This window comes from Shewanella sp. DW31 (assembly GCF_015767295.1).
GTDB classification, from domain to species: Bacteria; Pseudomonadota; Gammaproteobacteria; order Enterobacterales; family Shewanellaceae; genus Shewanella; species Shewanella oncorhynchi.
This window is the reverse complement of sequence record NZ_JADWMP020000001.1, coordinates 1-26,658: the sequence shown is the minus strand read 5'-3', so window position 1 is coordinate 26,658 and position 26,658 is coordinate 1. Positions and strand designations below refer to the sequence as shown.

The 26,658-nt window shown below is 46.3% G+C and carries 23 protein-coding genes and 1 tRNA gene; 15 read left to right on the top strand and 9 right to left on the bottom strand.

Annotated features, from left to right (window positions below; genetic code table 11):
* Window positions 1-169: 169 nt before the first annotated feature.
* Both GWI56_RS00120 and GWI56_RS00115 read right to left on the bottom strand, forming a co-directional pair.
* Window positions 170-1,180 carry a sugar-binding protein gene (locus tag GWI56_RS00120; RefSeq protein WP_198571783.1) on the bottom strand — a complete coding sequence of 337 codons (1,011 nt, stop codon included), beginning with the start codon at window positions 1,178-1,180 and terminating at the stop codon, window positions 170-172.
* Between the two features lie 343 nt (window positions 1,181-1,523).
* On the bottom strand, window positions 1,524-1,802 hold the full coding sequence (locus GWI56_RS00115) for a DNA polymerase III subunit epsilon (RefSeq protein ID WP_198571782.1): 279 nt from the start codon (window positions 1,800-1,802) through the stop codon (window positions 1,524-1,526).
* Between the two features lie 542 nt (window positions 1,803-2,344).
* Between GWI56_RS00115 and GWI56_RS00110 the strand changes: the two genes are divergently transcribed.
* The 8 genes from GWI56_RS00110 (at window position 2,345) to GWI56_RS00075 (ending at window position 12,508) form a co-directional block, all read left to right on the top strand.
* Window positions 2,345-3,673, top strand: coding sequence for a DEAD/DEAH box helicase (locus GWI56_RS00110; protein ID WP_198571781.1), 1,329 nt, complete (start codon window positions 2,345-2,347; stop codon window positions 3,671-3,673).
* 137 nt (window positions 3,674-3,810) lie between these two features.
* Window positions 3,811-4,395, top strand: coding sequence for a GNAT family protein (locus GWI56_RS00105; RefSeq protein ID WP_198571780.1), 585 nt, complete (start codon window positions 3,811-3,813; stop codon window positions 4,393-4,395).
* 149 nt (window positions 4,396-4,544) lie between these two features.
* Entirely contained in the window at window positions 4,545-5,354 is an 810-nt protein-coding gene (locus tag GWI56_RS00100; protein WP_198571779.1) for a M48 family metallopeptidase, read from the top strand.
* Window positions 5,355-5,573: 219 nt separating this feature from the next.
* Entirely contained in the window at window positions 5,574-6,191 is a 618-nt protein-coding gene (locus GWI56_RS00095) for an FKBP-type peptidyl-prolyl cis-trans isomerase (RefSeq protein ID WP_006083907.1), read from the top strand.
* 71 nt (window positions 6,192-6,262) lie between these two features.
* Window positions 6,263-7,075, top strand: coding sequence for a 4-hydroxy-tetrahydrodipicolinate reductase (gene dapB, locus GWI56_RS00090; protein WP_198571778.1), 813 nt, complete (start codon window positions 6,263-6,265; stop codon window positions 7,073-7,075).
* A gap of 168 nt (window positions 7,076-7,243) precedes the next feature.
* Window positions 7,244-8,404, top strand: a complete 1,161-nt coding sequence (carA, locus tag GWI56_RS00085; RefSeq protein WP_198571777.1) for a glutamine-hydrolyzing carbamoyl-phosphate synthase small subunit — start codon at window positions 7,244-7,246, stop codon at window positions 8,402-8,404.
* A gap of 27 nt (window positions 8,405-8,431) precedes the next feature.
* Entirely contained in the window at window positions 8,432-11,656 is a 3,225-nt protein-coding gene (gene carB / locus GWI56_RS00080; protein WP_105251663.1) for a carbamoyl-phosphate synthase large subunit, read from the top strand.
* 120 nt (window positions 11,657-11,776) lie between these two features.
* Window positions 11,777-12,508: an RluA family pseudouridine synthase gene (locus GWI56_RS00075; RefSeq protein ID WP_198571776.1), complete on the top strand. Its 732-nt coding sequence runs from the start codon at window positions 11,777-11,779 to the stop codon at window positions 12,506-12,508.
* A gap of 73 nt (window positions 12,509-12,581) precedes the next feature.
* Here the strand turns inward: GWI56_RS00075 and GWI56_RS00070 are convergent, their stop codons facing one another.
* The 4 genes from GWI56_RS00070 to GWI56_RS00055 all read right to left on the bottom strand — a co-directional run bounded on the left by GWI56_RS00070 (window position 12,582) and on the right by GWI56_RS00055 (window position 17,019).
* Window positions 12,582-13,355, bottom strand: coding sequence for an ABC transporter substrate-binding protein (locus GWI56_RS00070; RefSeq protein WP_198571775.1), 774 nt, complete (start codon window positions 13,353-13,355; stop codon window positions 12,582-12,584).
* A gap of 216 nt (window positions 13,356-13,571) precedes the next feature.
* Complete coding sequence (locus GWI56_RS00065; RefSeq protein WP_198571774.1) at window positions 13,572-14,660, bottom strand: methyl-accepting chemotaxis protein; 1,089 nt, start codon at window positions 14,658-14,660, stop codon at window positions 13,572-13,574.
* A 258-nt stretch (window positions 14,661-14,918) separates the two neighbouring features.
* Window positions 14,919-16,292, bottom strand: a complete 1,374-nt coding sequence (gene mgtE, locus GWI56_RS00060; RefSeq protein ID WP_173243187.1) for a magnesium transporter — start codon at window positions 16,290-16,292, stop codon at window positions 14,919-14,921.
* A gap of 19 nt (window positions 16,293-16,311) precedes the next feature.
* On the bottom strand, window positions 16,312-17,019 hold the full coding sequence (locus tag GWI56_RS00055; RefSeq protein ID WP_198571773.1) for a hypothetical protein: 708 nt from the start codon (window positions 17,017-17,019) through the stop codon (window positions 16,312-16,314).
* A 773-nt stretch (window positions 17,020-17,792) separates the two neighbouring features.
* On the opposite strand from GWI56_RS00055, the gene GWI56_RS00050 reads away from it, so the two are divergent.
* Window positions 17,793-18,983, top strand: coding sequence for an endonuclease/exonuclease/phosphatase family protein (locus GWI56_RS00050; protein WP_198571772.1), 1,191 nt, complete (start codon window positions 17,793-17,795; stop codon window positions 18,981-18,983).
* Between the two features lie 301 nt (window positions 18,984-19,284).
* Window positions 19,285-20,475, top strand: a complete 1,191-nt coding sequence (locus GWI56_RS00045; protein WP_011788387.1) for a class I SAM-dependent methyltransferase — start codon at window positions 19,285-19,287, stop codon at window positions 20,473-20,475.
* A gap of 184 nt (window positions 20,476-20,659) precedes the next feature.
* On the opposite strand, the gene rpiA is transcribed toward GWI56_RS00045, so the two are convergent.
* A complete protein-coding gene (gene rpiA / locus GWI56_RS00040) occupies window positions 20,660-21,322 on the bottom strand; it encodes a ribose-5-phosphate isomerase RpiA (RefSeq protein ID WP_028761507.1) in 663 nt (220 codons plus the stop codon).
* A 239-nt stretch (window positions 21,323-21,561) separates the two neighbouring features.
* On the opposite strand from rpiA, the gene GWI56_RS00035 reads away from it, so the two are divergent.
* The 4 genes from GWI56_RS00035 to GWI56_RS00020 are packed head-to-tail and all read left to right on the top strand — an operon-like array spanning window position 21,562 to window position 24,602.
* Complete coding sequence (locus tag GWI56_RS00035) at window positions 21,562-22,494, top strand: DUF808 domain-containing protein (protein ID WP_198571771.1); 933 nt, start codon at window positions 21,562-21,564, stop codon at window positions 22,492-22,494.
* Window positions 22,495-22,529: 35 nt separating this feature from the next.
* Window positions 22,530-23,462: a 3'-5' exonuclease gene (locus tag GWI56_RS00030; RefSeq protein ID WP_198571770.1), complete on the top strand. Its 933-nt coding sequence runs from the start codon at window positions 22,530-22,532 to the stop codon at window positions 23,460-23,462.
* Entirely contained in the window at window positions 23,459-23,617 is a 159-nt protein-coding gene (locus GWI56_RS00025) for a hypothetical protein (RefSeq protein WP_168822757.1), read from the top strand. The genes GWI56_RS00030 and GWI56_RS00025 overlap by 4 nt, the downstream gene beginning before the upstream one ends.
* A gap of 40 nt (window positions 23,618-23,657) precedes the next feature.
* Entirely contained in the window at window positions 23,658-24,602 is a 945-nt protein-coding gene (locus GWI56_RS00020; protein ID WP_198571769.1) for a hypothetical protein, read from the top strand.
* A gap of 106 nt (window positions 24,603-24,708) precedes the next feature.
* On the opposite strand, the gene GWI56_RS00015 is transcribed toward GWI56_RS00020, so the two are convergent.
* Window positions 24,709-25,047: a PBPRA1643 family SWIM/SEC-C metal-binding motif protein gene (locus GWI56_RS00015; protein ID WP_028761503.1), complete on the bottom strand. Its 339-nt coding sequence runs from the start codon at window positions 25,045-25,047 to the stop codon at window positions 24,709-24,711.
* Window positions 25,048-25,428: 381 nt separating this feature from the next.
* Here GWI56_RS00015 and GWI56_RS00010 point away from each other — a divergent pair.
* A tRNA-Trp gene (locus GWI56_RS00010) sits at window positions 25,429-25,505 on the top strand.
* A 92-nt stretch (window positions 25,506-25,597) separates the two neighbouring features.
* Here the strand turns inward: GWI56_RS00010 and GWI56_RS00005 are convergent.
* Window positions 25,598-26,584 (bottom strand): tyrosine-type recombinase/integrase, encoded by a 987-nt coding sequence (locus GWI56_RS00005; RefSeq protein ID WP_242068321.1) that lies wholly within the window; start codon window positions 26,582-26,584, stop codon window positions 25,598-25,600.
* Window positions 26,585-26,658: the final 74 nt, after the last annotated feature.

Genomic DNA, 26,658 nt, shown 5'->3' with positions numbered 1-26,658 from the left:
TGTTGTGAATATTAAGTGGAAATTTTAAAAATAAATTTCGGACACAGAAATACTTTAAATATTTATAGTCATAGACTCTGTTTATAAAGATAGATAATTGAGCGTGAGCCATCAATTATGAGCAATGGCTCTTTTGATAGGTGTACTGGCCTAATCCATCATTTTTGCGTCACATTCCGGTACGCTTGTCACAGGTGTCAACGTTTTGAGGAGTACAAAACGTAACAGGTGTGTAGATTGTTTCTTCATACTTTTGTTTTGTGACAATTTTATAAAGCGTCAAAATTGCCTGTCTTCCCATTTCATATGGATTTTGACCCACATTGACATGAGCAAGACCATCTTTCAGCATAGTTAACTGCTCTGGAGATGTATCGGTAATAATAATGACGATTTCTTTGTTATTAATTTTTTCTTGGTATGGAGCAATCATTTCACGATAGAGCGCATCATTATTTTGCGCCCAACCACCCACTGCGATAAAAGAGTCTGCCTTCACAGGCTTACCTTTCATTACTGACTCCATTTGTTTAACGGCTTGACTAAGTTGATCAAAATTAAACAAAGGTTCTCTAACTTCTGTCCAGCCTAAATCGCCATTAAGTAATTCACCAGGAGGAGCATCGTATTTTTTTCCTGATAAGGCGGAGCGTACACCCATAAGTCTTAAATTCAGATTGGGAGAATCTGGCCGCCCAGAATGCATTATTAACGTTCCGCCATTTGGCCGTAGTTTTTTTAACTGTTCACCCAATGACTTACCCAGTTCAAAATTGTCTGTGCCTATATAAGCTAGGCGTAAATTCTTAGGTTCTTCTTTGATAGAAGCATCAAAATCAGAGTCATAGGTAACAACCGGAATTCCGGCTTCTTTGGCTCTTTTTAGGCTATTTTCAACGAGGTATTTAGATTGTGTAACAGCGACAGCGATACCATCGATGCCTTCATCAATCAGTTGATTTATTACCTGATCTTGCAATCTAACACTGCTAATTTCAGGTCCTCGATATACACATTCTACGCCTTCTATTTGTGCAGCAGCATCTATACAGCCCGTTTTGCTTTGATCAAAAAAAACACTATAAAATTTTGGCACTACGGCAAATTTCAGTTCTTTTCCATAGACTGATGTTATTAGTAATTGGCTTAATGCAATGAACAACAAAAATAATCTGATCACACTTCCTCCTAAAAAATAATCAGACAGCAACTTAACGCTTTACAATCGAATGTAGCAAAGGAATAGATTTAAAGATATGAGATACCCCTGTGTTATTGAACATTATTGTTCTGAATCAATAATTCACAATACAATGGCGAACAGGCAGTTAGACATGAACGTTGTTCGGCAAGTGAGATCCAAGAAAGATATAATGAGCAGTCCTCCTTGGTCGATTTCTTAATAAAAAATCAGGGGAGAAGTCCCACGACGTTGATTTTGATTTGGATTTAAAAATCCAAACGAAGTTTGGAGATAGGGTATGCGTGAGCCATCAATTGTGATCAATGGCTCTTTTGAGAGGTTACTCTTTAGTATCAGTAAATGCGGCTTCGACTTTCTCTAACTCTTGCTCGGTTTTAAGCTGAAACGCTTGCTGCTTTTTAAGCCTAGCTTCTTCTTCAAGTGCGGCTTCTCTTTGTTTAAATTCGTGTCTTTCTGGTTTAGTCAGAAACTTAAACGCGAGCTTGTTGCCTAGTACGTAGGCGACGACGTCTTCACCTTTTGTGCGGCGTTCATCGACGCGTTGTGAAAAACGGGCGTTATCGCGGGCTTTACGTTCTTCGGCATTTAACTTACTCATAATCTGTTCTCCTCATTTAGTTAATCACGGTAGTGTTCCACTACGCTCAGTTAAACAAATGAGTTGTGTTGCACATTCATAAAGCTGATTGGGCGGGATTCTACCATAAGCGCTCACGAAAGCTGTGGGATTAAAATCTACCATCCCATCACCTGCGTTAACTTTGCGCACATAAGAAAGATGCGGCTAGAGTCTCTTTTAAGATAAACCATGAACACCGAAGTGACAGGCATTCACCTATTCCTGCGAACTGGCCGTTAGACATGAACCTTGTCGGCAGGGGAGATCCAAGAGGAGATTGCAGTTGATTCTCTTTAGGTCGGCTATTGATTTGACCTTTGGTTTAGAAATTCAAACGAAGTTTCAAACTAGACTTTCTTAGTGGCGTAACGCAAATGCCGTAACTGTATTGTTGCAAACCGTACCGTTACAAACCGTACCGTTGCAAACTGGTCAAGGCTTGCGTAAAAGCCGAAACAACATTGGTATTCAAAGGCAACTCTCAGTAAACTTTCGCTCCCATGTTTTGATCCGGTGCTGTGATGACCTTTCCCGAGCTTTCTTCTTCCCCTGAGTCGTTAACTTTTGCTGAGCTTGGCTTAAATTCGGCGTTACTTAAGGCCTTGCCTGCAAGTCTTAAACATCCGACAAAGGTGCAGCAACTCACGATTCCGGCCATTCTTGCAGGACGGGATTTGTTAGCCTTAGCACAAACTGGTAGCGGGAAAACCTTAGCTTTTGGTTTGCCACTCCTACAACAACTGTTGCAACAGCAAACACAGTTGCAGGGCACTAAGTCTGTGCAGGCCCCAAATGCGCAAGCCTTAGTGCTGGTGCCTACACGGGAATTAGCGCTGCAAGTGACTGAAGCGTTGCAAGCGGTGGCGAGTCAGTTATCGACTTCGTTGAACATTCAGCTTCTGTGTGGTGGGGTCGCGCTGGAAGACCAATTAGCCGAACTTGCAGCCAAGCCGCAGGTTTTAGTGGCAACCCCTGGACGTTTACTGGATTTATGCAAACAGGCCCACGTCAGCCTCGATTCGATAAAACATCTTGTGCTGGATGAAGCTGACCGCCTGCTGGAAATGGGGTTTTGGCCCGATGTGCAAAAGCTGATGGCGTTTATGCCTAAGCTTAAGCAAACCTCGTTGTTTTCTGCCACGCTGCCCGAGGCTTTGGATACATTGGCGGGCAAGCTGCTGGTGAATCAGCCGCTACGGGTCGAAGCTCACAAGGTGAATTCAGTGGCTGGTGAAATCGAAGAGCAGCTCTATTTAGTCAACAAGGGCAGCAAAGCACAGGCATTGATTGCGCTGTTAAAACAGTATCAATGGCCGCAGGTGTTGGTGTTTATCAGCGCCCGCGATGATGCCGATGCCGTCGCTAAACGGCTCGCTAAAGCGGGGATGAAAGTTGCCGCGCTGCACGGTGAAAAAGAGCAAACCGTTCGCAGCCAAACCTTGGCCGACTTTAAAGCCAATCGTATCCAAGTATTAGTGGCGACAGATTTGATGGCGCGTGGCATTCATGTTGATGCCTTGCCTGTCGTCATCAATTTGGATTTGCCCATGAGTGCGCCTGTATACGTGCACCGCATTGGCCGCACCGCGCGCGCTGGCGAAAAAGGGCTGGCGATTTCCCTCGTGTGCCACGGTGAAATGGCAACTTTAACGGCGATCCGCACTTTAACCGCGCGGGAGTTACCGCTGGCATTATTGGCTGAGTTTCCGGTAACGGATAAGCCGAGTGAAAAAATCACTGATGGCGCCACTGAGATCAAAGTTGAGCGTAAGCGACCACCGCGTGATAAACAGGCGAATCGCCGTAGCATCAATAAGCACAGCGCCAAAGAGTTTAAAGGTAAGCGCTGAGTTTGAAGCTATTCATAGCGTTCAAGCTTGGCGTGCCTCAATCACTAAACTGATAACAGAATAAAGCGCATTGGCCGCTGTTATCACTTTCGCTCTGGGTGTAACTTAGTGACTTATTTACATTAAGGAACTAAGTCATGGGATCGACATTGGCGTTAAGCAAAGCACTTCATAAAGTGGTGAATAACGGTTTAACGACCGAGCACTTTGTACTTAGGCCATTCCAGCGAGCGGATCTTGAGGCTTTTACCGCCTATCGAGCCGACCCTAAGGTCGCTAAATATCAAAGCTGGACGGATTACAGCTATAGCGATGCAGTCGCGCTGTTCGACAATATGGATTACGCACAATTTGGTGCGGCGGATACGTGGTTTCAACTTGCGATTGTCAGTGGCGCTTCGGGAACTACACCAACCCAATTAGTTGGCGATCTGGCGCTGCACTTTATTGATGAGCAGCAGGTGGAAATTGGCTTTACGATTGCGCCTGAACATCAAGGTAAACATGTGGCTTTTGAGGCCGTCAGCGCATTGCTGGATTACCTCTTTATTGAATTGCATCAGCATAGAGTCATTGCTATCACCGATGCACAAAATCTTGCCTGCTGTCGCTTACTCGAAAAACTCCGCTTTAGGTGCGAAGCCCATTATGTGAAAAACATCTTCTTTAAAGGCGCGTGGGGCGATGAGTTCCTTTATGCCTTGTTAAAGGAGGAGTATTAATTCCCTTTAGGTGCAAAGTATCGCTAACGCGCGCCGCCAGTGTTTCTCTATTTGGCTTATCTTGTCTATCTCAGTAAAATCTTTCCATTAGTTGAGCCCGTGTTGGCTCAAAGATCTTCACGCCCGTCATGGGATTTAAGGAGTGCCACATGAAATCAATGCGTTTAGGCTTAGTGGGGATGGCGGTCGTGCTCGGATTATCGGCCTGTGCGACCACGCAATCGCCAACGGGGCGAGGGCAGACCTTGTTGTATTCAGCGGCGCAAATGCAGCAGATGGGCGATTCCTCCTTCGAGGAAATGAAAAAACAGCAAAAAGTGAGTAGTGATAAAAAGCTGACACAATACGTCAATTGTGTCGCTAATCGTATTACTGCAGTGCTGCCGGACCAAACCCTGCGCTGGGATGTGGTTTTGTTTGACTCTGAACAAGTTAACGCTTTTGCTCTGCCGGGTGGGCATATTGGGGTTTATACCGGATTGCTTAAGGTCGCTAAGGGACCTGATCAGCTTGCTACTGTGCTCGGTCACGAAGTCGCGCATGTGTTGGCGCAACATGGTAACGAGCAGGTTTCCCGTGGACAGTTAACGGGCGTTGGAATGCAGATTGCCGATGCAGCGCTAGGGGCGAGTGGTGTGTCGAATCGCGACTTATATATGTCGGCATTGGGACTCGGTGCTCAGGTGGGGGTTATTCTGCCTTTTGGTCGCGCCCAAGAGAGCGAAGCCGATATTATGGGCGTAGAGCTAATGGCTCGAGCGGGTTTCAATCCGGCTCAGAGTGTTGAGTTATGGCAGAATATGTCGAAGGTGGGCGGTAGCCAAGGGCCGGAGTTATTATCGACCCATCCATCGAACAGTAATCGCATTGCTCAGCTACAACAATTGCAAGCACAGATGCAGCCACTTTATGCCAGTGCTAAAGCGCAGGTGAAGAATCAATGTGTGGCGCCGAAATAAGCTGAAATCTATTTAAGATCTAAGTGCCCGTTTGGTGAGTGTTCGCTGTCGTTTGCGCAGAGATACGTGTCCTTACCCTATTTATGCTTTTGGATAAATACGCAATAAGTGTGTAAAAAAGCCTCCTTAGTTAAATAAGCAGTCAGTTTATCAGCATAGCTCGCTGAACTATGGTAAACTGGCGCGCAAAATTCCACTGATAATTGAGAGTCGTTAATTATGTCTGATAAATTCAGTACTGTTGAACAGCAAGCAAGCTACGGTGTAGGCCGTCAAATGGGTGAGCAACTGGCCGCCAATTCTTTTGATGGTGTGGATATTCCAGCCGTTCAAGCGGGTTTAGCCGATGCGTTTGCCGGTTTAGAAAGTGCTGTGTCTATGCAAGATCTGCAAGTTGCTTTCACTGAAATTAGCGGTCGTATTCAAGCTGCTCAAGAGCAAGCTGCTGCTGCTGCGTCTGCTGAAGGCGATGCTTTCTTAGCTGAAAATGCTAAGCGTGATGGCGTGACTGTGACTGACTCTGGTCTGCAGTTCGAAGTATTAGTCCAAGGTGACGGTGCTACTCCAACTTACGAAGATACTGTTCGTACTCACTACCATGGTTCTTTCATCAATGGTGATGTGTTTGACAGCTCTGTAGTTCGTGGCCAACCTGCTGAGTTCCCAGTTTCTGGCGTTATCGCTGGCTGGACTGAAGCACTGCAACTGATGCCAGTAGGCACTAAGTTGAAATTATTTGTGCCACATCACTTAGCTTACGGTGAGCGCGGCGCGGGGGCATCGATTCCTCCTTATTCAACTTTGGTATTCGAAGTTGAATTATTAGATATCATCTAATATTGAAAAAACGCCTAAGCCTGTCTTAGGCGTTTTCTTATGGAATACAAAGAAAGATTGAGGAGATTGAAATGAGTGGACAAGTGAGAGTGGCAATCGTCGGTGCCGGTGGTCGTATGGGACGCACTCTTATTGAAGCGGCCTACAATCACGACCATATTTTACTGGGTGCCGCCATTGAGCGTGCAGGCTCAAGTTTAGTGGGTGTGGATGCGGGTGAGTTAGCTGGTGTGGGTAAATTAAGCGTCATGATCATGGATTCGCTCGATTATGCGACCGATGATTTTGATGTGTTGATAGATTTCACCGCGCCAGACGCCAGTATTGTCCATTTAGATTGGTGTGTTCGCCATAAGAAAGCCATGGTGATTGGCACAACGGGTTTCAATCATGCTCAAAAAGAACAGATCAATGCCTTTGCCGAGCAAACGCCGGTCGTGATGGCGCCGAATATGTCTGTGGGTGTCAATTTGATGTGGAAATTACTCGAACTGGCTGCCGAAGTCATGGGTGATTACACGGATATCGAAATTATCGAAGGTCACCACAGACACAAAAAAGATGCGCCGTCGGGCACAGCCCTGAAAATGGGTGAAGTGATTGCTAAGACTTTAGGTCGCGATCTTGAGAAATGTGCCGTATATGGCCGCGAAGGGATCACGGGTGAACGTGACCGTGAAACTATCGGTTTTGCGACTATTCGTGCCGGTGATTTAGTTGGTGAACATACGGCTATGTTTGCCGATATCGGTGAGCGTTTAGAGATCACCCATAAAGCTTCGAGTCGTATGACCTTTGCTAATGGTGCTATGCGTGCCGCGCACTGGCTCGTGGAGCAAAAGCCGGGCTTGTATGATATGCAGCAGGTTTTAGGTTTGCATTAATATTAAAAACGCCGATATGGCGTTTTTTTTTGCACCCAGTTACCAGTGGGTGGACGGTTTCGCGTTTTTACTGTAAACTCGCTGGAATTTGTCAAAATTTCGTAAATTAGCGGAAATTGGTATCTTAACATAACATAAAAACATTATATTTCAGTGGCTTGGCTCTTTATGGAGGTCGCGTTGACAAAGTCTGCCTTACTCGTACTCGAAGATGGAACTGTATTCTCTGGCACAGCAATTGGTGCCGATGGTCTCTCTGTTGGTGAAGTTGTTTTTAACACTTCCATGACAGGATACCAAGAAATTTTAACTGATCCATCCTACTCACGCCAGATTGTAACATTAACCTACCCACACATAGGCAACACTGGTACCAATGATGAAGATATTGAATCCGATGGGGTTCACGCTTGTGGTCTTATCATTCGTGATCTTCCGCTCATCGCAAGTAGTTTCCGTAATCAACAAAGCTTAAGTGATTATCTCAAAGCGAACAATGTCGTTGGCATAGCAGATATCGATACCCGCAAGTTAACTCGTATTCTCCGTGAAAAAGGTGCTCAAGCCGGTTGTATTATGGCAGGTGCAGACTTAGACGAAACAAAAGCGCTCGCCGCTGCCAAAGCTTTCCCCGGTTTAAAAGGCATGGATCTCGCTAAAGAAGTCACGACTAAAACTGCCTATCCATGGCGTAAAGGTAGCTGGCGTTTAGTGGGCGGCTTACCAGAAGATACGCCAGCAAATGAGCTTAAATACAAAGTAGTAGCCTACGACTACGGCGTTAAGCAAAACATTCTGCGTATGTTAGTGGACCGCGGTTGCGACGTCACAGTTGTGCCAGCTAAAACTTCGGCCGCCGAAGTGTTAGCGATGAATCCCGATGGTGTGTTCCTTTCGAACGGCCCTGGGGATCCAGAGCCATGCGATTACGCGATTGAAGCGATTCAACAAATTCTGAAAACCAACACGCCGATTTTCGGTATTTGTTTAGGTCATCAGCTACTCGCGCTGGCCTCAGGTGCAAAAACCTTGAAGATGAAGTTTGGTCACCACGGTGCAAACCACCCAGTGAGCAATATCGAGAAAGGTAACGTGATGATCACCAGCCAAAACCACGGTTTTGCTGCCGATGAAACGACCTTACCCGCCAACATTAAAGTGACGCATAAGTCGCTGTTTGATGGTTCACTCCAAGGTATCCATCTCACGGACAAGCCCGCGTTCAGCTTCCAAGGTCACCCTGAAGCGAGCCCTGGCCCGAACGATGCCGCCCCGCTGTTCGATCACTTTATCGAGCTAATCGACATATACCGTCAGAACGCCAAGTAGTACGCTAGCTAGGAGAAGAGAGAAGCAATGCCAAAACGTACAGATATAAAGAGTATTCTTATCCTAGGCGCCGGCCCAATCGTGATTGGTCAGGCATGTGAATTTGACTATTCTGGCGCACAAGCGTGTAAAGCGCTGCGTGAAGAAGGCTACCGTGTCATTCTGGTGAACTCTAACCCTGCCACCATTATGACTGATCCAGAAATGGCCGATGCCACTTATATCGAGCCGATTCACTGGGAAGTGGTCCGTAACATTATTGCTAAAGAACGCCCAGATGCGATTCTGCCAACCATGGGCGGCCAAACCGCACTGAACTGCGCATTAGAACTTGAAGCCAAAGGCGTACTGAAAGAATTTAACGTCGAGATGATTGGCGCGACTGCCGATGCTATCGATAAAGCTGAAGACCGTAGCCGCTTTGATAAAGCGATGAAAAGTATTGGTCTTGATTGTCCACGCGCGGGCATTGCCCACAATATGGACGAAGCTTATGGCGTACTTGATCAAGTGGGTTTCCCTTGCATTATCCGCCCATCCTTTACTATGGGTGGCTCAGGCGGCGGTATCGCTTACAACAGGGAAGAGTTCGAAGAGATCTGTTCACAGGGCTTAGAGTTATCGCCAACGAGTGAACTGCTGATCGACGAATCACTGATCGGTTGGAAAGAATACGAGATGGAAGTGGTCCGCGATCGCAACGATAACTGCATTATCGTCTGCGCCATCGAAAACTTCGATCCTATGGGCGTGCACACGGGCGACTCTATCACAGTTGCGCCAGCACAAACCCTGACTGATAAAGAATACCAAATCATGCGTAACGCCTCTATGGCCGTACTGCGTGAGATTGGTGTTGAGACCGGCGGTTCGAACGTACAGTTTGGTATCAACCCGAAAGATGGCCGTATGGTTATCATCGAGATGAACCCACGTGTATCGCGCTCTTCAGCATTAGCATCAAAAGCAACGGGTTTCCCGATTGCCAAAATCGCTGCTAAGTTAGCGGTTGGTTTCACCCTTGATGAGCTGATGAACGACATCACTGGAGGTCGCACGCCTGCGTCATTCGAGCCTGCTATCGATTACGTTGTGACTAAAGTGCCACGCTTTAACTTTGAAAAGTTTGCTGGCGCCAATGATCGCTTAACTACACAGATGAAGTCTGTGGGTGAAGTGATGGCGATTGGCCGTACTTTCCAAGAGTCACTGCAAAAAGCCTTACGTGGTTTAGAGGTTAGCCGTAACGGTCTAGATCCTGTCACAGATATGTCTAAACCTGAGGCGATGTCACGAATTCGCCACGAGCTGAAAGAGCCTGGTTGCGACCGTATTTGGTACATAGCCGATGCGATGCGTGCGGGGCTGAGCTTAGATGAAATCTTTAAACTGACCAATATCGACCCTTGGTTCCTCGTGCAAATCGAAGAGCTGGTTCAGCTCGAAGGTGTTGTTGCTGAAGCGGGTCTGGCGGGTCTGGATATCGACTTACTGCGTAAGCTGAAACGTAAAGGCTTTGCCGATGCGCGTCTGGCCGATGTATTAGGCGTGAACGAAGCCGAAGTGCGTAAGCTGCGTGATAAGTTCGACCTGCACCCAGTCTATAAGCGTGTGGATACCTGTGCGGCTGAGTTTGCAACAGACACGGCTTACATGTACTCAACGTATGAAGAAGAATGTGAAGCTAACCCATCGACCCGTGACAAAATCATGGTGTTAGGTGGCGGGCCAAACCGTATCGGTCAAGGTATTGAGTTCGATTATTGCTGTGTGCACGCGGCGTTAGCGCTACGTGAAGACGGCTATGAAACCATCATGGTGAACTGTAACCCTGAAACCGTTTCAACCGACTACGACACTTCAGACCGTCTGTACTTCGAACCCGTCACACTGGAAGACGTATTAGAAATCGTCCGTATCGAGAAGCCAAAGGGCGTTATCGTGCAGTACGGTGGTCAAACGCCATTGAAATTGGCCCGTGCCTTAGAAGCCGCTGGCGTACCTGTAATTGGTACTAGCCCAGATGCCATCGACCGCGCCGAAGACCGTGAGCGTTTCCAGCAAGCTATTCAACGCTTAGAGATGAAGCAGCCTGAAAATGATACTGTGACTACGGTTGAAGGTGCTGTGATTGCCGCTGAGCGTATCGGTTATCCGCTAGTTGTGCGCCCATCCTATGTACTGGGCGGCCGCGCGATGGAAATCGTTTACGACAAGCAAGATTTGCTGCGTTACTTCAACGAAGCCGTGAGCGTATCGAACGCGTCGCCAGTACTGCTCGATCGCTTCTTAGATGATGCGATTGAAGTGGATATCGACGCAGTATGTGACGGTGAAATCGTGGTGATTGGCGCGATTATGGAGCATATCGAACAAGCGGGTGTTCACTCAGGTGACTCAGGTTGTTCGCTGCCGCCATACACGCTAAGCCAAGAAATCCAAGATCGTATGCGCGTTCAAGTCGGCAAGTTGGCGATGGAACTCGGTGTTGTCGGCCTGATGAACGTACAGTTCGCCGTGAAAGATAACGAAATCTATATGATTGAAGTTAACCCACGTGCTGCCCGTACTGTGCCATTCGTGTCCAAAGCGACCGGTGTGCCTTTAGCTAAGATCGCCGCGCGTGTGATGGCGGGCCAAAGCTTAACGTCGCAAAACTTCACTAAAGAAGTGATCCCACCTTTCTACTCAGTGAAAGAAGTGGTGTTGCCCTTTAATAAGTTCCCAGGTGTTGACCCACTGTTAGGCCCTGAAATGCGCTCTACCGGTGAAGTCATGGGCGTGGGCGATACGTTCGCCGAAGCCTATGCTAAGGCGCAGTTAGGTGCGACTTCTGAGGTGCCTAAGTCGGGTCGTGCATTATTGTCTGTGCGTAACAGCGATAAGAAACGCGTTGCCGATTTAGCGGCTAAGTTAATTGAGCTCGGTTACCAAATCGATGCGACTCATGGTACTGCGGTTATCCTAGGCGAAGCGGGTATCAACCCACGTTTAGTGAACAAGGTACACGAAGGACGTCCACACATTCTCGATCGCATCAAGAATGGTGAATACACTTATATCGTGAACACTACCGAAGGTCGCCAAGCGATTGAAGATTCTCGTCAATTGCGCCGCGGTGCACTGCGTTACAAAGTTAACTACACGACGACCATGAATGCTGCATTCGCCACTTGTATGGCCCATGCCGCCGATGACCGTACTAACGTGACGTCAGTACAAGAACTGCATCTGCGCGTACTGGCTAAATAAGCTATAGCGTTAATGTTGTTAATTAGAGGGCCGCATAACTTAGGTTATGCGGCCTTATTATTTCGTCAATTTTGAGCGCTTCGTTCATTTTATCTTCTACTTATGTTGCCTGAGAAAATTATGTCAGCGCCAGCCGATAGCCTTGCCAAAGTCGATACTTTTATTGCGCCGCCTTGCCTCGGGCAAATACGCGTGCTCTATCAAGATAGCGATATTCTACTGATTGATAAGCCGAGCGGATTATTGAGTTTGTCGGGAAAGAATCCGCTGAATCTCGACTCGGTGCATTATCGTTTAGTGCAGGATTTTCCGACGGCCACTTTGCTGCACAGGCTCGATTTTGGCACTTCCGGTATCATGCTGGTGGCGCTGAATAAAAGCGTGAATGGTTTGCTGACAAAACAGTTTCAGGCGCGCACGGTTGAAAAGTGTTATACCGCCTTGCTGCACGGGCATTTAGCCGCTGACAGCGGGGTGATTAATCTGCCGATCGCTAAAGATGTTGAGCATTTCCCACTGCAGAAGATCTGCCATAGCACAGGCAAAGTTGCGATCAGTGAATATCAGGTGCTGGAACGATTAACCGAACCTTTCGCCACGCGGGTCGAATTTATCCCTGTTTCTGGCCGAACCCATCAACTGCGGATCCACAGTCAGCAATTGGGTCACTCAATACTGGGGTGCGATCTCTACGGCGGCGTGGGTGAGTGCGTGACTGATAAGGCTGATGCAGATGAAGCTGATATCACTAATACGATGAGCAGCAGATTAATGCTGCATGCGACCCGCTTAGCGTTTAATCATCCTATCACGGGTGAGCGTATCGACTGGGTTTGTGAGTGTCCTTTTTAAGCGCTTTTAAAAGAGCAATAGAGTTTAGCTCTCAGCATTCAGCACTTAGCACGTAGAATTTAGAGCAATGGGTTTAGTTGCTAAACCCGATACGTTCGGTTTGCATGGGCGGCGCATCGTTGGGGAGCCAAGTACGGTAAATCGTTGCGAAGGTGCCATCTGCTTTTATCGCTTCTAGGCTGTTTTTCCACTGTTCGATCACATCATTGGGCGTGCCTTGTGAGAAGGCAATGTAAAGATGATTAGCACTAATCGTGAAGAGCGACTCTACATCATCAATGCTCGCGCCCGCATCCGACAGAATACTCGGCGCGGTGAGATTGGCATTACACCAAAGATCGACACGTTGCTTCATTAATTGTTTGGCACTCAATAAGGGCTCGGATGAGGCCGCAACATTCGTAAATCCCAGTTCGAGCAATAGGCGTTCTTCCACCGAGGCACGATAGACACCAATTGCCTTAGCCGTCTTTGCATCATTTATAGTGGTTATTTTTATACCGCTATTTTTTAAGGCATAAAAATTAGTCGTGCCGACAGCAACAGGCCCAATCATAGTAAACATTTGCTCCCTTTCTGCTGTGCGCGTCATAGTAAACAACACAGTATTTGGTTGCTCGGTCAGCATTTTCCAGCCGCGAGCCCAAGGTACGACCTTGATTGGATCTGGGTTGTTTATGCGCTTTTGAATTTCTTGTACTACCTGTACAGCTAAACCATCGGGTTTGCCATCGACAGAAAAGCTGATTGGTGACCATTCTTCGGTATAGATGTTGAGCGGCTGCGCGCGAAGAGAAACTGCGCTGCTAAGGGTGAGTGATAACAATAAACTTGTGACTAATTTCATTAATAACCCTAAAAATTAGAATGTTATAATTGAGTCTCACTGCTTGCTCTTGAAACGATTAAAGATGAAGGCTGTGCTTAAATCAAGTATAGCTAGGGGTTCATTTTCTAAGATTAAATTTACTATACCGTTTTGAACGATAAAAAAAGAGCGCTTGTATGGCGCTCTTAGGTAGGCTTATTTATGGGTGATAGCTTATCTTTCTGTGCTTATATATCACGCTCGATATACATCTCGCATAAGGTTATCAATGCAATGTACAACACGCATACTGGCGTCTTCCATTGAGTGCAGTTGTTTGACCATCTCAGGCAAATTACCTTTTTGTCTCGCATTGAGCGCCGCTTTTCCTGCCTCGTGTACCGCTTTATGTGGTGCATCTAATGCTTTGAAGTTACTTAAATGCTGATAATTCTCGGCACCAAATCCTTTGAAATACCATTGCCCTAGGCGGCACTCAGTGTGTGAGTTCACATTGTGGTTATGCTGTGGTTTTTCAATTAATTGATAAACGCTACTTTTCCAGACTGCGTGGTCGAGCTTAGTGGTATTCAAGAATGACGCTGTGGCTGCGTTATGGATAACGTGCTGCATTTGTTTTGAGCGTTGCAGGACATCTTCAACGACTTGGCCAATTTGGGTTGAGGAGGTGGCTACATCAACGGCACTACTTTGATTATTATGAACAATTTCTTTAATCTCAGCCGCTTGCGCGACGATTTGTTTTACGAGTTTTTCAATATGGCTACTGGCTTCATGGGCTTTGCTTGCAAGCTGGCGCACTTCATCGGCCACCACGGCAAACCCCCGTCCCGCTTCGCCTGCACGGGCGGCTTCAATGGCGGCGTTCAATGCCAGCAAGTTTGTTTGTTCTGAAATTCCTTGAATTGCCGCAACAAATTGATTGATTGAAGAGGTCGTAGCATCGAGTTCTGTGACAGCTTTCATGCTGTTCGATGCTTGATCATTAATATAAGTTGCTCTAGTGCCTAAATTGGCAATGGCCACACGGGTTTGATCAAAAACGTGATTGAGTTCAGACAGTGATTCTTTTTCTGCTGAGAGTAATTCGGCACTGCTGGCTAAGCCTTCGCGTACGGCATTAAGCATATCTCCGCCTTGGTTTTGGCAGGCGATCACTTCAGTGTAGTGGTCTGCATTTTGGCGCGACTGTTGCTGCATGGTCTCATTTTCACGGATCATGCCACGCAGTTCATCTATTTCATTTTGGTGTTGGCGTTCTAGTTGGATGAGTCGCTCTTTAAGCGCCTGATTTTCAGCTTTGAGCTGGGAATTAAACCACATATAAAACCTCTCAAGTCGCTAGGACTATCACTATTGCTTATCGACTTACTGTGACTGGGCTCAGCGGTAAATACTGCAATGTTAATAAAAAGTAAAACGATTCAGGTATGGAAATATTAACTGATCTTTAAGCTTTATTCTTAATTTTTTTAAGGTTATTGAAGCTTTTATGCTTTGCCATAAATGGGTTAGCACTATCGAATGATAAGTGAACCACGCTAAGGTTAACTTAGCTTGGTTCACTTTGAGGTCTTAGGTTTATGGCATAGGTAAGTCGAGCACCACAGTGGCTATGCTGAAATACACGAGCACACCTATGATATCGGCGATGGAGGTGATGAGTGGCGCACTAGCGGCCGCAGGGTCCATCTTTAACTTGCTCAGTAAGAAAGGCAGAGACATACCAATCAAGCTGCCAATAATCACCACAATTTGCATTGTGAGTGCCACAACCAGCGCGATTTCAGGTCCGCCGCGCCAAAATCCGAGCAGGGACACTGCCGCTGCCATGCTGGCTCCTAATAATCCGGCGACAAATAACTCGCGCCCTAGCATAGATAACCAATCTTTGAGAACCACTTCCCCTGTGGCTAAGCCGCGTACCATTAAGGTCGACGATTGTGAGCCCGCATTGCCGCCGCTATCGATCAGCAGAGGTAGGAAGAAGACTAAAGAGACATAACTGGCAATAGTGTCTTCGAAGAAGGCGATCCCCGCTCCCGAGAAAATATTACCAAAAACCAAGATTACCAGCCAAACCACGCGCTTACGGTAAAGTAAGCCTATGCTGGCAGTCTTGAGGTTATGGTCAATATTGCCGATGGCCGCGGTTTTTGTGAACTCAAGATCCGCCTGTGAGCTGGCGATATCCATAGCATCATCATAGGTGACAATACCGACAAGCTGGCCTTTGCCATTGACTACAGGCAGCGCCATCAAGTCGTAATGGGCGATCATCTGCACCGCTTCTTCGCGAAAGGCATTGGCATCGAGCGCGACGGGATCGGGCTTCATAAAATCGACCACTCGCTCGTGCGGTTGCGCCAGCAATAGCTGTCTTAAAGACACAGTACCAATCAAGCGACCTAACATGTCCACCACATAGGTTTGATAAATGGTTTCCTTATCAGCGGCCTCAGTGCGTAGGGTATCAATGGCTTCTGCCGCCGTATGGCGGCTATTGAGCAAGGTGTAATCCGAGGTCATGACTGCGCCGACTTTAGCTTTATCATAGGCGGCGAGGGTGCGCATATCTTCCCGTTTGGCCAATGCTAGCGCAGGTAAAATCGCCGCTTGCTGGGTTTCATCGAGCAGATTATAGAGGTCGGCACGTTCATCTGCTGCCATGTGAACCAGCAGCGCAGATAGCGTAGTTTTATCTAATTGCTGTACTAAGCTGGCTTGCAATTCATCGGTCAGATAGCGAAACAAATTGGCGCAAACCTTAGGTGAGGCCAGTTGCAATAATAGGACTTGTTGAGCTTGATTAAAGACGTTAAATACGGCTGCAATATCGGCAGGGTGGCGTTTTTCGGCTAATTCAGCCATGGCGCTGGCACTGCGTTGCTCGATAATCATTTGCAGGTTATGGATGATTTTTTTAGTGTTGTTTGTGCTGTTATTCATGTTCATAGTTCATTCTCTCAACGATCTAGTGACCAAAGTAAAAGGTGATGTCTGCGCCAAGTTGCAGCGCGTTGCCACGAAGGGCATTGCCTAAGCTCAATTCCAGCTGTAGCTGTTGTTGTGATGTGTGTTGATAGGCGAACTGATAGGCAGTCTCGCTCAATTCTTTTTGATAAATCTCGGCTATCACGCGATGGTGACTACTGAGTTCATACGCTGCCGCGATACCCACAAGCAATTGGGTTGATTGATTAAATTCATGGGTAAAACCTAAATTGGCATAGAGACTGACATCAGAATCGCTTAAGGTTTTGCCAAAAATGCCGAAGACTTCGGTGGCTAATTCGTTACTGGCATCGAGGTTTTTCTGCAAGTTGATCACCAGTGCGCTGTGCCAATCATCCTGTTGCTGCTCTGAATCTGAGTGGGAGTTTACGTTGAGCGGCAGCTTAATGCCGACTTCAGCTTGCTCCTCACGAATATCGTCATTGGCATTGGACGCTAATCCTAAATGCCATTCCCATTGATTGCGGCTGCAAGTCGTGGCCGCGTTTAATTGTGGGCGAGCATGATCCGACCTAGGTTGTTGCCAGCCCATTTCTAATTCACAGCGCTCTGCGAGGGCAGGATCATCCACTTCGAGATGGGATGCCGCCGCACTCATGCTGTAGTACAAGCTGATACTTGCGCAAGATAAAGATCGCAAAATTGATGTGTTGTTTATGTAAGCCATATTTAGGCTCCTCAGATGTAAACCCATAGATGTAAATCCATAGGGAAAACGAAGTCCACTGAGGCAAAAAACTTGCTTTGAGATGCAATAAATACACATAACTGAACCCCAGCAAAATGCTGGAATTGCTAAAGCGCAGCCATAGGCTCAGGCTTATTGTCTGTGATTGATATTTTGGGGGAGGCTGAGTGAAGAATGGTTCACACTACTACCCTGCTTAGCAGGTAGCAGCAAATATTGCGGGCTAGTGCTAGGCGTTAAATCCTGTCTTTTGGACAGGGCATCTACTGTCGCTTATGTGTGTGCCCACAGTGGGTCTCCGCAATGATTAAAGTCGCCACATTCTAAGGGACTGAAATGTAAAGTCAACCGCACATGTTATTACATATGTTTTTGTTTGAATTTACACTTTGAGTAAAAGTTAATTTTATGATCATTCTTGGGCTTGCGTGATTTTGTTGGGAGTGCTGGTGGTTTTGTATACTAATCATTGTTGTGTGATTGTTTATTTTTTGGCTGGTAGCGGTTGATTTTTGTTGTCGGATTTAACTGTGATATTGAATTGTGTTTTTTAACGGTATGACTTATCTCAGTAAGCTGTATTTGAGTCGCCAGAGATGAGTTAACACTTTATCCATAATGGGGGATTTGGCATTAGTGCACTTCGGGTATACCCTTGTCGTGCCTGCGGTGAGTCATTGTGCTCACTCAGATTAAGTCAGATTAAGTCAGATTAAGAGAGTTTGCTGTATTCAGATTTGGGGGATTAAGCTGTGGCACACAATATCGATGAGTTGGAATCAATGGCTGCACCTATCGATCATAAGTGCACCGCGAATATCAAGATCGCCAGTATCAATCTGTTTAACTTTATTGAGCCGCCTTTGGCTTACTATGATTTTGAAAATATCTATAGCCATGGGCAATGGCAGAAAAAGTGTCAGTGGTTGAGTGAGTTTCTCGCACATCGCCAGCCCGATATTGTGGGATTTCAAGAAGTGTTTAGCCCTGAACCGCTCAAACGAATCGCTCGCGAGCAAGGTCTAGGGTATTTTGCGGTCGTTGATGAGCCAACTCTTATCAGTGATTACATTTATCGCAGCCCTGTGGTCGCGCTTGCCTCCCGGTATCCCATAGTGGAAATCAGCAGTGTCGAACCTGATACGCGTTTAGTGGCAGCCATGGGATTATCGAGTGAATTTGCCTTTAGCCGTAAGGTGCTGCGCGCAATCGTTGAAGTGCCACACATCGGCAAGTGTGACTATTATGTGGTGCACTTTAAATCAAAACGCGCCGGATTAGCACTTGAACCTAAGCTATTTGAACATCAACCTCTCGGACATCAGCCACTTAGTTTAGATAATTTAGCGCCCGCAGCGAGCATAAAACTGCATTCAGAAACCCAATTACTCACAGAGCAAGCCTTAGGTCGCTGGGCATCCACCATGCAGCGCGGCGCGGAAGCTGCGTTATTATTCAATGGCATATTGGTACGCAGGCAAGAATCTAAACATCCCGTTATCGTGATGGGGGACTTTAATGACAGTCTGTCGATGGGCGCCTTAGATGCGTTAACGATACAGGGCGAGAGCATTCACAGTAATGACATTAAAGCCGCGGGCCTTGGGCATTTATCGGATGCTGCGTTAGCGGCGGTGTTTGCTCAGTATCAACTTAAGGATGCCTATGAGTTATTTATTGAAGCGAACTTGAGGGACAGTTTGACGGGTAATACCGCTTACCATAGGGAACACAGAGCGGCGACCCATTACTATGGCCCTAAAGGTTCAGTGCTGGATTATATTTTGCTTTCGAGTGAGTTTGATGCGAGCCATGGCCGCAGTTTAGCGCAAGTCGTAGATTATCAGACCTGCGATAGACACTTAGTCAGACCTGAATATGAACGCGACGCCTACAGTACTGACCATGCGCCCGTCATTGTTGAGTTAGCGCTACGTAGCTAAGTTCTCGTGTTTGCTTATTAATTCGTCTTATTTCAAATCATGTCAGTTGTCTTTATCGCGCAGGCATCTTCTCGCTACGGTTTTGTTATCGTTGTTTCATTAACCATTCCAACATCATTTCGCATGAATATCATTCAGAATTAACTGTTAAAATAAGGTATGATCGGCCACCCGTGGATGAGGTAAATAAGCGCTACGGCGTGTTCGGTACTCGCACTTAGGTGGCATTGGGTATATCATCCGTTTCCCATTTTTAGACAGCAGCCCTTTTTTAGTGGCGGCCCTATTTTTAAAGGCAACTATGGCTATCAGAATCAAACTTAAACCCGGCCGCGAGAAGTCGCTCGAGCGTCGCCATCCTTGGGTATTTTCCAATGCTATTCATAACATTAAGGGAAAACCTGAAGCGGGTGAGACAGTCGATGTGGTCGCGCATGATGGTCATTGGTTAGGTCGTGGTGCTTGGTCGCCTGAGTCGCAAATTCAAGTGCGGATTTGGACTTTCGATCGCGAAGAAGAAATTGATCGCGCGTTTTTTGCCAGACGTTTACAGCGGGCGCAAATCGGCCGTAACGATTTAATCCGCGAGCAAGGCTTAACAGGTTACCGTTTAGTGGCTGCTGAGTCCGATGGTTTACCTGGAATTACCATCGACAGATATGCCAATGTGCTGGTGTGCCAGTTACTGAGCACAGGTGCTGATTTATGGCGCGATACCTTAGTTGAGCTATTGGCTGAGCAATATCCTGATTGCGCTATTTATGAGCGTTCCGATGTGGATTCCCGTAAGAAAGAAGGCCTGCTGCCAGTTACCGGTTTACTGCACGGCACTCTGCCTGAAATGCCGGTGATTATCGAAGAGAACGGCATCAAGATCGCTGTCGATGTGATTAAAGGCCATAAAACAGGTTTCTATCTCGATCAACGTGATAACCGCGCCATTGCCGCCCGTTTTGTCAAAGATAAATCGGTATTGAACTGTTTCTGCTACACAGGCACCTTTGGTTTGTACGCCGCGAAAGCAGGTGCTGCCAGTATTGAAAACGTCGATGTCTCTTCTCTAGCCTTGGCGACAGCGCGCCTCAATATGCAAGTGAACGGTTTGAGTGATGACAATGTGCATTACAACGAAGCCGATGTGTTCAAGTTGTTGCGCCAGTACCGTGATGAAGGCAAAACCTTTGATGTGATTGTGCTCGACCCACCTAAGTTTGCCGATAACAAAGCGCAGTTAAACGGGGCTTGCCGTGGTTATAAAGACATCAACATGATTGCATTGCAGTTATTGAATCCGGGCGGCGTTTTATTGACCTTCTCTTGCTCAGGATTAATGCCTGCGGATCTGTTCCAAAAAATCGTGGCCGATGCCGCGCTCGATGCGAAACGTGAAATCCAGTTTATCGAACGCTTAAGCCAAGCGAGCGATCACCCTATCGGTAGCGCCTTCCCAGAAGGATTCTACTTAAAAGGTCTAGTTGCCAGAGCTTGGTAAGCCAAGCGTTTGATATAAGCCATCTGCGATGGGCAGCTGAGTCAGATAACATTGAACTATAAAAAAGAGCTATAAAAAGAACCATAAAAAATGCCTGCCACTTTGAATAAAGTGGCAGGCATTTTTACAGCGTATTTTGACATCAGCAGCCGTATGACTGCGATGGGTTCTTTAAACGCAGAACTTATTTGGCGGTAAAGGTTTTTACGCCATCAGGGGTGCCAACGAGTAACACATCCGCACCGCGTTTGGCAAACAGACCGTTAGTCACTACACCGACTATCTCATTGATCTGACTTTCTAATTCTTTTGGATTAAGGATCTTAAGATTGTACACATCGAGGATCACGTTGCCGTTATCGGTCACAACGCCTTCACGGTACACAGGATCGCCGCCAAGTTTAACGAGTTGACGCGCCACATAAGAGCGTGCCATCGGAATGACTTCTACGGGTAGTGGAAATTCGCCTAGTATGTCGACTTGCTTAGTGTTATCCACGATACAGATAAACTTCTCAGCCACAGCCGCGACAATTTTCTCGCGAGTTAATGCCGCGCCGCCACCTTTAATCATATCCATGCGGTCGTTGATTTCATCGGCACCGTCCACATAGACAGATAAACGATCGACGCTGTTTAAGTCATAAACGGGAATACCCAGCGCTTTCATTTTCTGAGTTGATGCCTCAGAGCTAGAGACTGCGCCTTCGATATCGGCTTTCATGGTCGCCAGTGCATCGATAAAGTGATTCACAGTCGAACCCGTACCAACACCAACAATGCTGTCTTTTTCAACGTACTTAAGTGCGGCCCAACCGGCAGCTTTTTTCATTTCATCTTGAGTCATGTAGACATCCTGTAACGGCAAATGAGTAAAAAATTCTGGGCTTAGTATACTCTTTTCCGATAAATAATGTGGCGCAATTCCACCGTGGGTGTGATCTAGATTGCTGGCATTTTCACATTAGCAAGCAGTCCCAATAACGTAAGTAACTTAAGCAGTTAAGTTGGAAAGCATTTCGCTATACGCAACTAATCTAACTAAGCTACTATGGCAAAAGTAGAATGATTTATTGAGGATTTAGCATGGCAGGAGCGAGTTTATTAACCTTACTCGACGATATCGCATCGATTTTGGATGACGTAGCGCTAATGAGTAAAGTAGCGGCAAAGAAAACCGCGGGTGTACTGGGGGATGATTTAGCCCTCAATGCCCAGCAAGTGACGGGCGTAAGCGCCGATCGTGAATTACCTGTAGTGTGGGCAGTGGCCAAGGGATCATTCCGTAATAAGTTGATTTTAGTGCCAGCAGCAATGCTTATCAGCGCTTTTATTCCCTGGGCTGTCACCCCTTTATTAATGTTTGGTGGACTGTTTTTATGCTACGAAGGGTTTGAAAAACTGCATCACAGCTATAGCCATAGAAAAGGCCAGCAACAACACGAAACCCAAGTAGAGAATGAGTTACCTGAGATTAAAGATTTCGCCGCCTACGAGGCCGAAAAAGTCAAAGGGGCGATTCGTACCGACTTTGTGTTATCGGCGGAAATTATTGCCATTACCCTTGGTATCGTGGCGGACAAATCCCTATCGACACAGTTTTTTACGTTAGCTGTCATTGGGATAGTCATGACCATAGGCGTGTATGGCTTAGTGGCGGCAATTGTGAAAATGGATGATGCGGGTTTGTACTTAAGCCAACGTGAAGGCGCCTCTGTATTAACTCAAATGAACCGTAAATTAGGTTTTGGTTTATTGAGTGCAGCTCCCGTATTAATGAAAAGTTTAACGATTATTGGCACGGCAGCCATGTTTATGGTGGGCGGTGGGATTTTAACTCATGGCCTACACCTAGTCGGCGAGCAAATCCACCATGCTGAACAAGCGGTTGCTGCCATAGGTGTTGTTGGACCTGTGTTTGCTGTGCTCACGCCAAGTATTCTTAATGGCTTATTTGGTGTCGTTGCTGGCGCTGTTGCACTTATTGCGATGACTGGAATACAGAAATTGCGTAGTTAACTAGCTGCGCGCATCAACCATCAAGGATGAGCACGATGAAGTTAATGAAGTACTGTGTCTCCCCGAGTAAGTTGGCTTGGTTACGTAAAGTGTTTGGCAAAGATGCCGATGGGTTAATGGCGGCAATGGATGCTGCTGGCACGGCTTATCTTGATAGCCTCAATGCCTCGACTGAGCCGCTGAAAAGTGAGCGGGTATCGGCCGAGGCTGAAAATGCGATTAAAGCTAAAACTCAACTTCAAGCGCAGCGTCAGTGGGCATATTTGTGGCTGCAGCAACGTATCGCTTTGACTACACGTATTGATGATATTGAACTTGCAGCGTTAGCAGCTTTTGAATTTCAACATGTCCGCATCGAGGTAGTTGAGCCGTCGGAGTTTAATACAGTATTAGCACTATTACAGGCTGAGCAAGTCTTAGGTTTTGATACTGAAACCCGTGCAAGCTTTGAGCGCGGCGTGCAACATCCCTTGAGTCTTATTCAAATCGCGACAGTGGATACCTGTTATTTATTTCAGCATGCCATTTTGGGTGAGCAATTCACCCAGTTAAAAGCCTTATTAGAAGATGAAACCATACTCAAAGTCGGGGTTGGTTTACGCAGTGATACACAAGCCCTCAGGCGGCAATGGGGCATTAATGTCGCCTCAACTTTAGATTTAAATTGGGCACTGGCGCAACTTGGAGCGGAGAAGGAAATGGGGACGCGCCAGTTAGTTGCGGCGCTTTTGGGTGTTCGTATCGACAAACCTAAAAAAGTCACCTTATCGAATTGGCAGCTCGTGCCTTTATCCAGTGCGCAAATTCATTATGCTGCCGCCGATGCCCTGGCCGCACTCAAATGCTTCAACGCGCTAATCACTCAACTGACACCCTTTTATCATGCATCAAGTGCCGCAAAAGCCGCATTATTAATTCCTTCAAGTTTGATAGTGGCATTGGCGAAATATTTTAAGGATGCAGAATGAAACACAAAACCCAAGATGCCGCAAAAGTTAAAATCATGTCATTACATTCGGATGCGAGCTCGCAAGGCACCAGTACTTTAGGTTTGATTTACCGCGTACTTGGCATCTTGCTTCTGTTAAGTGTTATCACTTTTGGGATTAATGCTTGGGCATAGATAGCGGTATTGCCAGCAGTCGAAAATAAAGGAGAACACTATGTTAGATGCTATTTGTGAACTCGAAACAGAGGAGCATTTAATTGCGAGAACGGCTTATAGTGTTTTTAAGTTTCAACAATTACCCGATGAGGATATCGAGCGTTTGCGGCAATGGTTAATTTGCCCCGCCTGCGGTGGTAAAGCATATTTCCGTAAAGCCTCAAAAGACGGTAAAACCGCTTGTTTTGGCTCGCGATATCATCAAGCCGATTGCATTGAATTTAAACCTTCGGCACAAAAGTCCCGTGAGGAGCAAGATGCCATTGAAGTGCAGCAACAGCTGGTGGACGCCGATGCCTTAATGATCGATTTTAGCCGTAAACCTCGTCGCCATACGCCTGCAAACAAAGTTTCGACTGCACAGGTATTAAGTAGCAAGACTGAGCCAACGCCTAAATTGTCCTCTATGCCTGAGTCATCTAAAGTGTCTATTGCATCCTCAGTGGATGCTCGAATACAAGAGTCGAAAACAGGCTACCAAGTTAACACCGCTGAACATAACACTGAAAAACGAGTGCCTAGCCAAGGGCTCGAAAAGTTACTCCACAGTTTATTGCGCGGTACAGATTTAGCAAAATCGGATCTCTGGGTATACACAGACGCTGAGCGAAAATACCGTTGGCGGGCGAAGAACCTGTTTGTCAATTTTGCTGATGCGGACCCAAGCGACAATAAACCCCACATGTATTGGGGCACGATATCCCACACTGACCCGACGATGAGTTGGCTTAACCCCGCCGACAGCAAAGATATCGGCATTCCTATCGATGGGATAAAGCAACCATTATTAGTGCAATTTGAAATAGAAGATAAACGCTGCTTTGAAGGCGCTGGTTTGATTTTATTTGGTAAATGTTTTTGGAATAAAGAAAAGACCCGCAAAATTATTCAGCTATGGAATAACGATTTGCAGCGGATTTTTATCTCAAAGTTGGAAGATTAATTGGCTTTGGTGAGAGAAACTAAAAAGAGGGGAGAAAAGGGGCGATTCCCGACGCACAAAAGCGTTACAGCAAAAGTCCCTATCTATATCACGCTGATGAAAGCGCTTACTTGCCGCAGCACTTCTTGAATTTTTGACCGCTACCACAAACGCAAGGCTCGTTACGATTCGGTTTTTTCTCGAAAGTCGTGGTCTTAGGCTTATTTAATAAACCTTCTAATTCAACAATATCTTCAGCGACGTCGGCATTGACTTCGATATTGGCGAACAGCTGGTGTTCGGCAACAATCGCGGCAACTTCGAGTTTACGCGCTTCGTCGGCAACAATTAATTGTAATGGTAATGCTTCTGTACCCGGTTTAGCGGCACGCTTAGTGTTGTAGCCATAGCTTTCGTGCTTCGGCTTAGGGGTTTTACGACCCTTGAAGAAAAATTTGTCAGACATGAGTGGTTCCGTCGAGCTGTGTATGAAATTGACGATGCTTATACTATAAAATGCCGATTTTATAAATCGAACTCAGATCTTTTTTCGATAAATGCGCGTCTTTAACCCTTAAGCATCTCAAAATGGCCGAAACGGTACACTTATTCGACGTCATCAAACTGATTTGTTGTGGGAGCATTTAGTCGAGTTACTATTAACCTATGGGCTCTAAACTAAGTATCTATTACGTCATATCGCTAATATGCGATGGCTTTTTAATCTCAGTGGCAGTTAAATCAACAGTAATAGCCTAACTTGTTTGAAAAACCTTCAGTTAATGAGTTTTGCCATAAAAAGTACTTTACCTTTGGAAGTGCTTTTAGCATAATGCCCCACGTCAACAGGGGTGTAGTTCCAATTGGTAGAACAGCGGTCTCCAAAACCGATGGTTGCGGGTTCGAGTCCTGCCACCCCTGCCAAATAAAACAACGGCTTGCATAGAAATATGCGAGCCGTTTTATTTTGTTAGAAAAGTTGTTAGAAATGTCTAATCAGCTTTTTGAATAACGATTCACTTCTTAATACTGCCGATCGTTGGCACTATCTCAGTTCTGCGGTCATAAACGTTCACTTGGCCAACGGTTTTATGCCCACTAAATTGCTGCTTGTCGTGAATGTTCCCCTCAAAGTCAGAGATGCCTTTCGCTTTGATGTCGTGAAATGTGAACGTTCGTTCAATGTCTGGATATTGTAATGCTATTTTGTCTATCGCTCTGCGCCAACTGCTGCGCAGACCATCTGCTGTTAACCTGCCTCCACCTGTTTTGTTGATTACAAAGACGCTGGCAATACCTTTGCGTAATGTTTTCGCTTCATTAATGAGTTCATGCAAGCGTGGTGACCAAGCCTTGATCTGTTTCTTGCCAGTTTTACCCTGCTGAATAAAAATCCCTTCATCCATCACTTGTGACCACTTCAGTGATAGCACATCGGCTTGTCGCGCAGCACATAGATAACTGATCTCACAAGCAATTTTTAGCCGCTGTTCGCAGCACTCAAGCAGTGCGTTAAACTCATAGTCAGTGATGTACCGATCACGTGATTTATTCTTGAACTTCTTAACGCCTTTAGCAGGGTTTTCTTTGCAATGACCACGCTCGTATCCCCAGCCGAAGACTACACTACATGCTGATAATTCGTGATTTGTCTGAGTACGACTTGTGTTCCCTCTAATATCCATGTATCGACGAATGTGGTGTGGCTTAATTGTGTCTGGTTCCATTTCGCCAAAGACTTTATTAAACATCGCTAGCTCCCGTTCTCTATCCCGTTGCGAGCGAGGTGCTAGTTCTTTGAATGTTGCAGATGCCTGGTATTCGTCAGCCATGCGTTTGAATGTGTACTTGGTCAGTGATTTTTCAATAGCTGCTTCGTATGCAGTCCAAACTTCTGCACGTGTTGAAGATGCCGAGCACAAGGTAATTGTGCGCTTGCTGTTTTTCATGATGTAGCTGGTAGCTTTACCGCGAACTTTATGCAGGTATACGCCTTTTGGCATATATGGACCCATCCGGTTTGCAAGACATTCGATAGCGATTTTGAGAAGAGTTCATTGCACCCATATATCCGGCC